Consider the following 13,024-nt stretch of genomic DNA (forward strand, 5'->3'; position numbering starts at 1 on the left):
ACAAAATGTAAGTTATATCTTAATCATTTAACTGTCTTTGTTAATTAATCTTGGTCTGTTAAAATTACTGGGCCATCTTTTGTAATTGCTATGGTGTGTTCATATTGGGCAGAAAGTTTACCATCTACTGTTCTAGCAGTCCATTCATTATCATCTATTTTCATTCTATAGGTTCCTATATTTATCATTGGCTCTATGGTTATAACCATACCTTCTACAAGTCTTTGTCCTCTTCCAGGTATACCATAATGAGGTACTTGAGGGTCTTCATGCATTTCTTTCCCTATTCCATGGCCTACAAAGTCTCTAACTACTGAATACCCATTGGACTCTGCAAAAGACTGTACTGCATAACCAATATCTCCTAATCTATTTCCTATAATCGCTTTTTCTATTCCTTTATACAGAGACTCTTTAGTTATATCTAATAATTTTCTAGCCTCATCTGATATATTTCCAACAGCGTAACTCCAAGCTGAATCTGCCAACCACCCATTTATATTTACTACCATATCAATAGTTACTATATCCCCCTCCTTTAATGGTTCTTTCCTAGGATAACCATGACAAATTTCATCATTGACTGAAGCACAAGTTGCATAAGGGTATCCATGGTATCCTTTTTGTTCTGGATAAGCATTATGCTCCTTTAAATACTCTTCTACAAATCTATCTATTTCCATAGTAGATATTCCAGGTTTAATAATCTTTGCTATTTCTTTATGAACATTTGCTAACAATTCTCCAGCTTTTTTCATTTTTTGTATTTCTTCACTTGTTTTTAATATAATCATTTACTTGCCCCCATATATATTTATTGTTCTATTATTTTTACAAATTCAACTTCATTATATAGATTTTCAAAATCTTTATCGCCTTTTATAGATTCTATTATTTCTGGCAGCAGTATTACCGCCTTCTTTAGATCTTCTAATGCCTTTTTTTTATTACCCAATATGGAATAACAACAAGCTCTATTATAGTATAAATCATGAGCATCTTTATTATTACTTATTCCTTCTGTTAATAAATTAATTGTATCCTGAAATCTCTTTTGTTCTATATAAATAGCAGAAATATTTAGATAGGAATAAGAATATTTAGGATTTATATTTATTGATTTAAAATAATATTCTAAGGCTTTGTCATTATTTCCTAATGCCTTATATACAACTCCCATGTTAAATAAAGCTTTATAGTAATCTGGCTCTATATCTAAACTTTTCTCTATCATATTATATGCCTTATTATAATCTCCTAATTCCTCATATATTGAACCAATATTATTATAAGTTATATAATCATTAGGCACCATTTCTATTACTTTATAATAATATTCTATTGCCTTATTTTTATCGCCTTTTTCATCAAATATATTAGCAGCGTAATAATAGGCTCTATCATAATAAGGGTCTATGGCTATTGCTTTATGATAATATTCTAACGCCTTATCTTTCTCCCCTATTTGTTCATATATCATAGCCATACCATAATATGCTCCTGCTTCATTGGGAGCAATTTTTACTATCTCTTCATATGTAGATAATGATTTCATTATATTATTTATTTCATCATAAATTTGAGCTATATTATATAGTATAGCTATATTATCCACCATATTACCTCTAAATTGCAAAGCTTTTTTATAAAATTCTATAGCTTTTTCTTTATTATCATTAATATAGGCATTTTCAGCTAATAGTACATAATTATATTGTCTAGTATGTTCCTTTATTTCTCTTACCAATAAAAACCACCTCTTAAATTTTGTACTATATATAGTCTACCACATTTATGGCAAAAAAGTAGAGGAAATCTTATGCCTCTACTTTCAATGCCCTTATTGAGTTTAGTATTGCTATTATGGAGACTCCAACGTCTGCAAATACTGCCTCCCACATAGTTGCTAAACCTATGGTTCCTAAAGTTAAAACTACAAGTTTTACTCCTAATGCTAATACAATATTTTGAGTTACTATTTTTTCCGTATTTTTTGCTATTTTTATTCCTGTAGCAATTTTTCCTATTTCATCTGTCATAATAACTATATCAGAAGCCTCTATAGCTGCATCAGAACCTAATCCTCCCATAGCAATGCCTATATCTGCTCTCGCAAGGACAGGAGCATCGTTTACACCATCACCTACAAATGCAACCTTACCACTGCTTTTGTTTATTATATCTTCAAACATCCTTACTTTATCCTGCGGGAGAAGATTACCATATACTTTACCTACTCCTACTAGTTCTCCTACCTTTTTCGCAGTGTTTTCATTATCTCCAGATAACATTATTGTTTCCTTGATACCTAACGCCTTTAGACTCTTCATATCTTCCACTACATTATCCTTTAATTCATCAGATACTATTATACTTCCTATATGAGAATTATCTCTGCCCACATATACAACAGTACCTATGGAATCTACTTTATCTATTAGGATATTCTTTTCATCAAATAATTTTTTATTTCCTAATATAATTTTCTTACCTTCTACCTCTACTTCTATTCCCTTACCTGATATTTCTTTATAAGATTTTATATATTCATTATTTATTTCCTTGTCATATGCTTCCACTATGGATTTACCAATAGGGTGATTTGAAAAAGCTTCTCCATATGCGGCTAATTCTAGTATTTCTTCTTTTGTATAATCACCATAAGCTCTTATTTCTGTTACTTTAAAAGTTCCCTTTGTAATAGTCCCTGTTTTATCAAATACTATTGTGCTTACTTCATTTAAGGCTTCTAAATAGTTTCCGCCTTTTATAAGTACTCCTGATTTAGAAGCTCCTCCTATTCCGCCAAAGAATCCTAATGGAACAGATATAACCAATGCACAAGGACAAGATATAACTAAAAATATACATGCCTTATATGCCCAATACTTTAATTCTCCTCCTATAAATAATGGAGGCAATATTGCAATAGCTAGAGCTACAAATACTACAACTGGTGTATAAACCTTAGCAAATTTTGTAATGAAGTTTTCAGTAGGTGCTTTCTTACCTGACGCATTTTCTACTAAATTTAATATCTTAGATATTGTAGACTCTCCAAATTCCTTTTCAACCCTTATCTTTAAAAGTCCATGATTGTTTACTACTCCAGATAATATTTTATCCCCTACTCCTACATCTCTAGGTAAAGACTCCCCTGTAATATTTGATGTATCTAGAGAAGATTCTCCTTCTATTACAATACCATCCAATGGAACTTTCTCACCAGGCTTTACAATTATTATGTCTCCTACTTGTATTTCACTAGGTTCTACAACTATAATCTCATCATCTTTCTCAAGATTAGCATAATCTGGTCTTATATCTAATAAAGAAGCTATAGAGTTTCTAGAGTGATTAACTGCCATACCTTGAAACATTTCCCCTAATTGATAAAATAACATAACTGCCACTGCTTCTGGATACTCTCCGATTACTAATGCACCTATTGTGGCTACAGTCATTAAAAAGTTTTCATCAAATGGTATTCCTGCTAATAAATTTTTTATAGCTATTATTATAACTTCGTATCCTACTACAATATATGCAAGGAAGTATACTGCAAATCTTGGTGTGCCCTCTAATTTAAATAACAATGGAATTACAAATAATAATCCACCTAGAATCAATTTTATAATTTCTTTTTTATTCATTTCACCATGTTCGTCGCTGTGTTCGTGACTATGTTCATGTCCATGGTCGTGATCATGATGACAATCGTGGTCACAACAATGACCATGACTATTGCCGTGTTTACGACCTGGATTATTTGTTTTATCTATAACTATTACATGAGGTTCAAGTTCCTTTACAATTTTCTTTATCTTTTCAGTTACTGTATTTGCCTCATCGTCTTTAATTACATTTACCTTCAATTTTCTTGATATAAAATCTAGGTTAGCATTTTCTACTCCTTCAATTTCTCTAGACAGCTTTTCAATTTTTCCTGCACAACCTGCACAGTTTAATCCGTCTAGTTCTAATTCAATTTGCTTCATTTCTTATCCCCCAATCTTAACATATTAACATATGAACAATTATTCATATGTTGATATGATTATATGCCAATTAGAGGTTTTTGTCAATAAAAAAAGCACATTTAAGTGCTTTATAATTTAAATTCTGCTATATATTTATAATTATCATTTTCTCCTTCTAATAATCCATCTATTAACTTCCATTTATTATTTAAACCTATGGATTCTCCCAATAATTCAAAATAATACATAATTATTCCTGCATCTACAAGATTTGGTTTTTCTCCTTTATCATATTTAATTAGCAGAGTAACCTTGTCTTTCTCAAGTAAAAATCTCCAAGGCTGTTTATTCAAAGCAGATGGTGCAAACCTTATATAATAAAATAAATCACTTAATCCCCTATTTTCTAAATCATCAATATTAGAATAATTTCCTATTTTATCAGTAAATACTAGTTCATCAACGCCTATTCTCTCACTAAACGTTTCATTAATAAAAGGATTTCTTAGTTTACCATAGCCTATAGCGAGTATATAATCAATTTTACCTACTATATCTCCGAATATTTCTTTTTTAATATTCTTATCTACGTTTACTATGCTCACCCAACAAGTATCTAATCCCATATTATTTAACTTAGTTATGATCTTTTCCATATAATATGAACCATAAATTATATTTCTTTCTTTATCATTTATTATTTCAAGTCCTATATAATGTGGACTTTGAATCATTACCCCTGAATATCCTCCGATTCCCTTTAACTCTTTATATAATTTTTCACCATATTCGTATAGTTTAAATCTTATATCCTTAGTTCCATCTTCCTTTTCTAAAGAATCTAAATATAATTTAATTTCATCTAATATATCAGTATTTATATTCTTATTTCTAAATTCCCTAACAGATTTTCTATTCTTTAAAAAATTAGTCATCAACATACGAAATCCCCCCTATCTAATTGATATATTATATATACCACTATTAGAATGTTCTAATCTATAATTTCAATCCTAGACCATCTATTATAGTATAAATATGTTCAATTAAATATAAATGTACTACTAAGGCTGTACCAATTCCTAAAAATATACCTGCAGCCACATCTGTAGGATAATGAACTCCTAAATATATTCTAGATATAGCAACTATTATAGCAATAGTAAATACTAAAATAGATAATCTCGGAATATTAACTGCTATAGCTGTAGCAATAGAAAAGCTTGCAGTAGTATGACCAGATGGGAATGAGTAATCTTTCAGATTTATACCAAAAGTATTTAGCTGTTCTATGATTTTATATGGTCTTTCTCTACTTAATATCCTCTTGAGAGCATGAACTATTATTTGACTAATAAGTAAAACACTAAGGGCTTCAAAACCTATGAACCTTACATCACTACTTCCTATAAATATTAAAATTAAAACTAGGAGTGAAGAAAATACTGCACCTCCTAGATTTGTAACTCTATACATTATGGCATCTAAATACCTATGTTTCATTTTTCTATTAATTAAATCTATAAAAATATCATCAAATCTTTTTAATTTATTTTTCATTTTTTCCACCTTTAATAAGAAAATTTATTGTCCTCAGTATTATATTCTAGTTTATTATTACCCAGATATCAATCTTTTTATTGTTTTATTAGCTATACTCCTTACTTCTTTTTTATGTTAGAATATAATAGACAATTTTAAAAGTAGGTGTTTGTATGAATTTAAGTATAGAACAAGAAAAAGCTATACAACATGTAAAAGGCCCTGCTTTAATATTAGCAGTGCCTGGTGCAGGTAAAACCACTGTATTGATACATAGAACAGTTAATTTAATATTAAATCATAAAGTAAGCCCAGAGAGAATATTATCAATAACTTTTAGTAAAGCTTCTGCAAAGGATATGAAAGAAAGATTTAATAAATGCTTTTCAGACATTTCATCTATCCCAATTAAATTCTCTACAATCCATAGTTTTTGTTTTAGTCTAATTAGAGAATATGCATATATAAATAAAATTAAATATACATTAATTGAAGAAGAAAAAAATCAGCTTAATAAATATAACGTACTTAAAAAAATATATTTTGCAACAAATCAAGAATATATTACTGAGGAAAAATTAGAATCTTTATTGAATTCAATTGGTTATATTAAGAATATGATGATGTCAGTAGATGAGTTCATAAAACAAAATAAATCTGATATTGAAAATCTAAAAACAATTTATAACACTTATGAAAAATACAAAAGAGATAATAATCTTATAGATTTTGATGATATGTTATCTATTTCCTTGGAAATTCTTGAGTCAAATTCAAATATATTAGAAAAATATCGGTCCAAATATGATTTTATCCAAATAGATGAAGGACAAGATACTTCAAGGGTTCAATTAGAAATAGTAAAATTATTGGCAAATCCTAAAAATAATCTATTTATCGTAGCAGATGATGATCAATCTATTTATGGATTTAGAGGAGCCTATCCTAAGGGGCTACTAAATTTTAATAAAATCTATCCTCAAGGAAAAATATTTTTTATGGAACAAAATTATAGGTCATCAAAAAACATCGTATCTGTCTGCAATCAATTTATAAAAAAGAATACATTAAGATATAATAAAAATATTTCTACTGACAACTGCTTTATCGAACCTATTAATATAGTAAAATTTAATTCCATTGATGAGCAATATAAGTATTTGATAAAAGATTTAAGAGATAGAACACTTTCTCGATGCTGTATACTATATCGAAATAATTTATCATCTATTGGTCTTGTTGAGTTATTAGAAAGAAATAAAATTCCTTTCTATATGAGGGATATTAAAATGAGATTTTTTAATCATTGGCTTATACAGGATGTAATAAATTTCATAATCTTTTCAGAAGATACTAGCAATATGAATATATATGAAAACATCTATTATAAAACAAAAGGATATATCTCAAAGAGACAAATTAATTATGCTAAAACATTAAATTACAATTTATCTGTTTTTGATAGAATACTAGACTTTCCTGGACTATCTAGTTTTTATAAATCCACTATTAATGAATTAAAATTAGATTTTAAAAAGCTTTCAAAAATGAATCCTACTAATGCAATAGATTTTATTGAACATGAATTAGAATATGAAAAATATCTTAAAGAGAACTCTATGAAATTTGGATATACCTATGATGTTTTAAAAACTATTATGTACTATTTAAAACTTATTGCTAAAGATAGTGAAAACTTAAATGAACTACTTAGCAGACTAAAATACTTGGAACATTTATGCAGAAACTCAAAGAATTCTAAAAATGCGGTAACCTTATCTACTATTCATTCAGCCAAAGGATTAGAGTTTGATAGAGTATATATGATAGATTTAATAGATGGTGATTTTCCATCTGCTTCTAGTATCGAAGCTTCTGAAAAAGGTAAATATGAATTAATTGAAGAAGAAAGAAGACTTTTCTATGTTGGAATGAGTAGAGCAAAATATCATCTGTCTTTAATTACAGTGAATAATATTGGTGAAAAAAGAGTGGAACCATCACGATTTTTGATCGATTTAGAGAAAAAGAAGGCATAAGCTTTCTTTTTTTATCATTTTTGGTAATTTAAATTATATTTTTTGCAATTTAAAGAGTAAAATTTTATTTATTTGTAATACTATATATGCAAGGATAATTCTGAAAAGGGAGGGAAATAGTAGTAATGGCGAAAAATAAACAAAATAAACAAAACAATTTAAATAACCAAAACAACCAAAACAACCAGAATAACCAAAACAATCAAAACAATCAAAACAACCAAAAGAGAAAAAATGACAACAATCAAGATTCTAAAAGAGAAGACAACTAAAGTAAATAGAATCAGCGAATTAATAAATAAGTATCATTTTTGGTGCCAGGCACCAAAAATGATACTTATTTTTTCTTTATTTATTAAATTCTTTTACATCTGAATCGTCTACTTGAAAATGTTCATCAGCTTTTATACCAAAATGTCCAGATTCATATGGATTGCCTTCTATAGTTATATATACTTTCTCCACATCATAAAACTTACCTAATGTATTTACTATGGATTTTAAGATCTCAGCCTCAGAAGAAGACCCTGCATTCATATCTAATAATAATTCCTTTGAAAAGTCTGCTTCCAAAGTCCAGGTCTCTCTATCTAAATGTATTTTATTTATATTAGTATTCTGAGAAATAGAAGAATGTAACTTATCTGATGGAGGATTTTTCATAACATTTTCTAAAATATCTTCAATACTTTCATTGGTTCCAAACTCTATCTCTTGCTTAACAGATACTGTCCCAATATCAGAAGCCATTGGATAATATGCTAGTATTTCCATTTCTTGATTATCATTTTTTATTTCCTTTAATAAAGTTTTAACTTCAAATTCGTCATGATTATAGATACTTGCTACAAGTCCTATATCCTTCGCATAGTATTCCTTTTGATTTCCTCCATCTTTAAACTTAGTTGTTACTTCCAATGCATCATAAGTTCCAGATGGTGTTTCTATTTTTTTATCTAATCCAGTTATTTCCTTTGTACTCCCCTCATTATTTGACCAAGTATTACCAACTTCTAAAGGTTCTTTTAATATGACATTATTAGTATTTGTATTAGCATTTAGCATATTTTCAATATGATAAAATTCTCCTTCTGCAAAGACTTCTGTCAATGCCCCATCTTTATACTCTAAAACCTTTACGAAATTAGTTCCTGAATTCATAATTTTCATTTGTGCTCTATTTTCTTCTACAAATTCTATAAAAGTTTTTTGTTCAGCATACTCATTTCCTATGCCTTCGTAATCCATAATAGTATTTTCCTTAAAAGGATAATAGTCAGCTATGGTTAATTTTTCATCTTTTGATATCTGTCCATCATTATCCTGATCCTTAGATACAACTTTTTCACATCCAATTAGAGATATAATTATTACTGTTATCATTAATAATGACAAAAACTTTTTCATAAAATCACTCCTATAACTAATTTGTCAAATCATCGCTTCATCTAGATTATATCCTCTTAAGTTATAATTATAATATATTTTTATAAAAAAGTCTTTACGATAGTATTACAATATAGGGTATATAAACTCATCTTATAATATCTCTACATCTGGCTTTAGTCTATATATAACATTTTTTCTTTCTACTATAATATCTATTTTATTTGATAACTCCTTATCTTCTCTTATAGCTAAAAAAAGAGGTTTATTTGGATTTATAGCTACTGGATTTCCTACCATTCTCAGCATAGAAAGGTCTCCTGTAGTATCTCCATAAGCATAACTGTTTTCCAAATCTACATTATATTTTAATATCAGTTCATCTAAAACCCTTTGTTTACTTTCTGAATCCCACATTCTAACTATTTCTCCAGTAAATTTATTATCTTCATCTACCTTATAAATAGTTCCCTTATATTCTGTAACACCATATTTTTCAGCCATCCTTGATACTAAAAAATCTGGACTACCAGAAATAAAAAACACTTTATGTCCTTGATTCTTATGCCATTCAATCTGATCTCTAGAATATTTATAAACCATATCTCCATTAAGATTAATTACTTGAGATGCTATAAATTCTATATAATCTTTGCTTACACCTTTTAATTCTTCAAGATATACTTGAGCTAAGGTCTCTAAATAAAGCTCAAAATCTCCAAATCTTTTCTCCCATTCTTCATATACCTTTTTTACCTTGGTGTACCAAATGGCAGGGTCGATTACCTCATATTTATTAAGCTTCTTAAAATGCTCAATCATTAAAGAATTTCTAAATATTGTACCATCAATATCAAAAAATGCTGCTTTTGCTTTCATATCATCATCCTAACCTTTTTTATTATTATATGAGTTATACCCAATTTAGTACAATTAATTCTATGTATTAAAAAAAGGAGGTTAATCCTCCCTTTTAAACTTATTATATTAATAAAATAATATCCATATAATTAATGCAACTATGGCAAAGATACCTATAAAAGCTGGAACTATATAATAACTAAGAGCTATTGCCATAGCTATAAAATCTCCTCTTTCTAATTCTACATCTTTTTTATCTTCATCAAGTTCTTTTTTATTAAGTATCTCTTTTATCTTATTAAACATTGACATTTCCTTTCTATATTATATCTCTCCAGCAAAATGGCATGAAACAAAATGTTCAGGTCTTATTTCCCTATATTCTGGAACAACTTCCTTACATACATCCTTTGCATAGACACATCTAGTATGGAACTTACATCCAGAAGGAGTATTTACATTGGACGGAATTTCTCCAATAATTGCCTCCATTTTCTTTATCTTAGTTGGGTCTGCTATTGGAATAGCCGATAGTAAAGCACGAGTATATGGATGTAATGGTTCATCATATAAATTATGCTTATTAGCTAATTCCACAATTGTACCTAAATACATAACCCCTATCCTATCGGATATATGTTTTACAACAGATAAATCATGGGATATAAATAAATATGAAAGATTCATCCTTTCCTGTAGATCCATCATTAAATTTAACACCTGTGACTGAATGGATACATCAAGGGCTGAAACAGGTTCATCACATACAATAAACTCAGGATTAAGTGCCAAGGCTCTTGCTATTCCAATTCTCTGTCTTTGCCCCCCAGAAAATTGGTGTGGATATCTATAAATATGATAATCTGATAATCCACAGTTTTCAACAACCTGGATCACTCTTTCTGTATATTCTTTTCCCTTTTTTACCAGACCATGTGCAAGCATTGCCTCTCCTACTATTGTACTAACATTCATTCTGGGGTTCAAGGAGCTATATGGATCTTGAAAAATAATTTGCATTTTTCTTCTTAAGTTTTTTAATTCTTTTCCTTTTAATCCTGCAATATCCATTCCATTATAGAGTATTTCACCTTCTGTTGGTTCATACAATCTTGCTATTGTCCTGCCTAAAGTAGATTTGCCACATCCAGATTCTCCCACAAGTCCTAATGTTTCACCTTTTCTAATATATAAAGATACTCCATCTACCGCTTTAACATTGTTTATGATTTTTTGCAACAATCCACCTTTTATAGGGAAATATTTTTTCACATCTTTAACTTCTAATAATTTTTCCATTATATATTTCCCTCCCCTTTAGAACATTCTTTTGAATATAAGAAACAATTTGCAGTATGTCCTTCATTTATTTCATAGGTACCAGGGTGCCCTTTCAAACATTTATCCATTGCATGCTTACATCTCGGTGCAAAATAGCATCCTTCTGGTAACTCAAATGGATTTGGAACAACTCCTTCAATACTATTTAACCTAGCTTTGTCCTCATCTAAATTTGGAATTGATGATAATAATCCTTGAGTATAGGGGTGCTTTGGATTTTTAAATAATTCCACTACAGGAGCCGATTCTACAACCCTACCAGAATACATTACTAACACATGATGAGCCATCTGAGCTACAACACCTAAATCATGGGTAATCAACATTATGGCTGTGTTAGTTTCTTTTTGCAATTCATTCATTAAAGATAATATCTGAGATTGAATAGTAACATCTAATGCAGTTGTTGGCTCATCTGCAATTAATATCTTTGGATTACATGCCAATGCCATGGCAATCATAACCCTTTGCCTCATGCCGCCTGATAACTGATGAGGATAGTCATCTACAACTTTTTCAGCTCTAGGAATCCCAACTTGCTTCAATAATGCAATGGACTTTTCCCGTGCTTCTTCTTTTTTCATTTTCTGATGTAATATTATAGATTCAGAAATTTGCCTTCCTATTCTAAATACTGGGTTTAATGAAGTCATAGGCTCTTGAAATATCATAGAAATTTCATTTCCCCTGTAATGCCGCATTTTAGCCTCATCTATCCCAACAAGTTCCTCTCCATTAAACTTAATTGATCCTTTTACTATTTTTCCTGGTTTTTCTATTAAATGCAATATACTCATTGCATTGATACTCTTTCCACAACCAGATTCTCCAACTATACCTAGAGTCTGACCTACTTTCATGGTATAGGATACACCGTCTACTGCCTTTACTGTACCTTTGTCAGTAAAGAAATATGTTGTCAGATCCTTAACTTCTAATATATTTTCCATATATTCTCTACCTACTTTCCTTAGGGTCAAAGGCATCTCTCAATCCTTCACCCAATAAATTTATACTTACAACAGTTAGCATTATCATAATTCCAGGTGGTAACCACATCCATGGATAGGTATTAAACACCTTGTTATTTCTAGCTCTTTCAACCATATTACCCCAAGTTGGTATTGGTGGTGATACGCCTAATCCTAGAAATGATAAACCTGCTTCTGTAAGAATGGCACTGGCCATTTCTAAAGTCGCACTAACTATTATATATGCAAAAGTATTGGGTAGTAAATGACGAACTATTTTTGCTCTATCTGAAAGCCCCAAAGCCTCTGTAGCTTGCATAAACTCTTGCTCTCTTAATGAAAGTATTTGACCTCTTACTATACGCGCAAGGCCCGGCCAGCTTAATATCCCAATTAATAACATTACTATATACATCTTATTCTCCGAACTAGTCGTAAACATTAATGCTGCAGAAATAGATATTACCGTTGGTGTAAATGGAATAGAATATACAATTTCAGCAAAACGCATAAGTACATTATCTACTATTCCTCCATAGTACCCTGCAATTCCCCCGACTATGGAACCTAATATAACTGATACCCCTGCTGCCATTAAACCAACTAAGATAGAAATTCTACCACCTAATAAAAGTCGTAGAAGTACATCTCTACCTTGTTCATCTGTACCTAGCCAATGTTCTCTTGAAGGTGGTAGATTTTTATTTTCCAAAGCGAATTCAGACATACTATATGATGACAACATTGGACCGAAAGTCACTAACAGTACTATTATAATAAATATTACAGAGCCTGCTACGGCTACTTTATTCTTCTTAAATCTTTCCCAAGCTAATTGCCAAGGACCTATTGCCTTTGCCTTAGACATTTTTTCCTTTATATCTATTGATTTTTCAATCATCTT

General features: G+C 29.7%; 13 protein-coding genes. 2 read left to right on the plus strand and 11 right to left on the minus strand.

Annotated elements, in window-relative coordinates; genetic code table 11:
• Positions 1 to 44: 44 nt before the first annotated feature.
• From map to ABWP20_RS01020, 5 genes are all read right to left on the minus strand, one after another.
• Positions 45 to 794, minus strand: a complete 750-nt coding sequence (gene map / locus ABWP20_RS01000) for a type I methionyl aminopeptidase (RefSeq protein WP_353092838.1) — start codon at positions 792 to 794, stop codon at positions 45 to 47.
• A gap of 20 nt (positions 795 to 814) precedes the next feature.
• A complete protein-coding gene (locus tag ABWP20_RS01005) occupies positions 815 to 1,747 on the minus strand; it encodes a tetratricopeptide repeat protein (protein WP_353092840.1) in 933 nt (310 codons plus the stop codon).
• A 70-nt stretch (positions 1,748 to 1,817) separates the two neighbouring features.
• Entirely contained in the window at positions 1,818 to 3,998 is a 2,181-nt protein-coding gene (locus ABWP20_RS01010) for a heavy metal translocating P-type ATPase (RefSeq protein ID WP_353092842.1), read from the minus strand.
• Positions 3,999 to 4,108: 110 nt separating this feature from the next.
• Positions 4,109 to 4,921, minus strand: coding sequence for a nitroreductase family protein (locus ABWP20_RS01015; protein ID WP_353092844.1), 813 nt, complete (start codon positions 4,919 to 4,921; stop codon positions 4,109 to 4,111).
• A gap of 58 nt (positions 4,922 to 4,979) precedes the next feature.
• Positions 4,980 to 5,540 (minus strand): phosphatase PAP2 family protein, encoded by a 561-nt coding sequence (locus tag ABWP20_RS01020; protein ID WP_353092846.1) that lies wholly within the window; start codon positions 5,538 to 5,540, stop codon positions 4,980 to 4,982.
• 155 nt (positions 5,541 to 5,695) lie between these two features.
• Here ABWP20_RS01020 and ABWP20_RS01025 point away from each other — a divergent pair, with 155 nt between their 5' ends.
• Together ABWP20_RS01025 and ABWP20_RS01030 are read left to right on the plus strand one after the other, a co-directional pair.
• Positions 5,696 to 7,561, plus strand: coding sequence for an ATP-dependent helicase (locus tag ABWP20_RS01025; RefSeq protein WP_353092848.1), 1,866 nt, complete (start codon positions 5,696 to 5,698; stop codon positions 7,559 to 7,561).
• A gap of 125 nt (positions 7,562 to 7,686) precedes the next feature.
• Complete coding sequence (locus tag ABWP20_RS01030; protein ID WP_353092850.1) at positions 7,687 to 7,833, plus strand: hypothetical protein; 147 nt, start codon at positions 7,687 to 7,689, stop codon at positions 7,831 to 7,833.
• Between the two features lie 76 nt (positions 7,834 to 7,909).
• Here the strand turns inward: ABWP20_RS01030 and ABWP20_RS01035 are convergent, their stop codons facing one another.
• The 6 genes from ABWP20_RS01035 to opp4C all read right to left on the minus strand — a co-directional run bounded on the left by ABWP20_RS01035 (position 7,910) and on the right by opp4C (position 13,021).
• Complete coding sequence (locus ABWP20_RS01035; RefSeq protein WP_353092852.1) at positions 7,910 to 8,968, minus strand: GerMN domain-containing protein; 1,059 nt, start codon at positions 8,966 to 8,968, stop codon at positions 7,910 to 7,912.
• A gap of 132 nt (positions 8,969 to 9,100) precedes the next feature.
• On the minus strand, positions 9,101 to 9,826 hold the full coding sequence (locus tag ABWP20_RS01040) for an HAD family hydrolase (protein ID WP_353092854.1): 726 nt from the start codon (positions 9,824 to 9,826) through the stop codon (positions 9,101 to 9,103).
• A 108-nt stretch (positions 9,827 to 9,934) separates the two neighbouring features.
• Positions 9,935 to 10,114 carry a hypothetical protein gene (locus ABWP20_RS01045; protein ID WP_353092856.1) on the minus strand — a complete coding sequence of 60 codons (180 nt, stop codon included), beginning with the start codon at positions 10,112 to 10,114 and terminating at the stop codon, positions 9,935 to 9,937.
• A gap of 18 nt (positions 10,115 to 10,132) precedes the next feature.
• Positions 10,133 to 11,107, minus strand: a complete 975-nt coding sequence (locus ABWP20_RS01050) for an ABC transporter ATP-binding protein (RefSeq protein ID WP_353092858.1) — start codon at positions 11,105 to 11,107, stop codon at positions 10,133 to 10,135.
• On the minus strand, positions 11,107 to 12,099 hold the full coding sequence (locus tag ABWP20_RS01055; RefSeq protein WP_503012507.1) for an ABC transporter ATP-binding protein: 993 nt from the start codon (positions 12,097 to 12,099) through the stop codon (positions 11,107 to 11,109). The genes ABWP20_RS01050 and ABWP20_RS01055 overlap by 1 nt, the downstream gene beginning before the upstream one ends.
• Before the next feature lie 7 nt (positions 12,100 to 12,106).
• On the minus strand, positions 12,107 to 13,021 hold the full coding sequence (gene opp4C / locus ABWP20_RS01060) for an oligopeptide ABC transporter permease (protein WP_353092861.1): 915 nt from the start codon (positions 13,019 to 13,021) through the stop codon (positions 12,107 to 12,109).
• Between the last annotated feature and the right edge of the window lie 3 nt (positions 13,022 to 13,024).

Source organism: Tissierella praeacuta, assembly GCF_040396155.1.
Taxonomy (GTDB): domain Bacteria; phylum Bacillota; class Clostridia; order Tissierellales; family Tissierellaceae; genus Tissierella; species Tissierella praeacuta_A.

Excerpts from the sequence above, each read along its gene's own strand:
- map (WP_353092838.1), bottom strand. The coding sequence starts at position 794 with ATGATTATATTAAAAACAAGTGAAGAAATACAAAAAATGAAAAAAGCT.
- ABWP20_RS01010 (WP_353092842.1), bottom strand. The coding sequence starts at position 3,998 with ATGAAGCAAATTGAATTAGAACTAGACGGATTAAACTGTGCAGGTTGT.
- ABWP20_RS01015 (WP_353092844.1), bottom strand. The coding sequence starts at position 4,921 with ATGTTGATGACTAATTTTTTAAAGAATAGAAAATCTGTTAGGGAATTT.
- ABWP20_RS01020 (WP_353092846.1), bottom strand. The coding sequence starts at position 5,540 with ATGAAAAATAAATTAAAAAGATTTGATGATATTTTTATAGATTTAATT.
- ABWP20_RS01025 (WP_353092848.1), top strand. The coding sequence starts at position 5,696 with ATGAATTTAAGTATAGAACAAGAAAAAGCTATACAACATGTAAAAGGC.
- ABWP20_RS01030 (WP_353092850.1), top strand. The coding sequence starts at position 7,687 with ATGGCGAAAAATAAACAAAATAAACAAAACAATTTAAATAACCAAAAC.
- ABWP20_RS01035 (WP_353092852.1), bottom strand. The coding sequence starts at position 8,968 with ATGAAAAAGTTTTTGTCATTATTAATGATAACAGTAATAATTATATCT.
- ABWP20_RS01040 (WP_353092854.1), bottom strand. The coding sequence starts at position 9,826 with ATGAAAGCAAAAGCAGCATTTTTTGATATTGATGGTACAATATTTAGA.
- ABWP20_RS01045 (WP_353092856.1), bottom strand. The coding sequence starts at position 10,114 with ATGTTTAATAAGATAAAAGAGATACTTAATAAAAAAGAACTTGATGAA.
- ABWP20_RS01050 (WP_353092858.1), bottom strand. The coding sequence starts at position 11,107 with ATGGAAAAATTATTAGAAGTTAAAGATGTGAAAAAATATTTCCCTATA.
- ABWP20_RS01055 (WP_503012507.1), bottom strand. The coding sequence starts at position 12,099 with ATGGAAAATATATTAGAAGTTAAGGATCTGACAACATATTTCTTTACT.
- opp4C (WP_353092861.1), bottom strand. The coding sequence starts at position 13,021 with ATGATTGAAAAATCAATAGATATAAAGGAAAAAATGTCTAAGGCAAAG.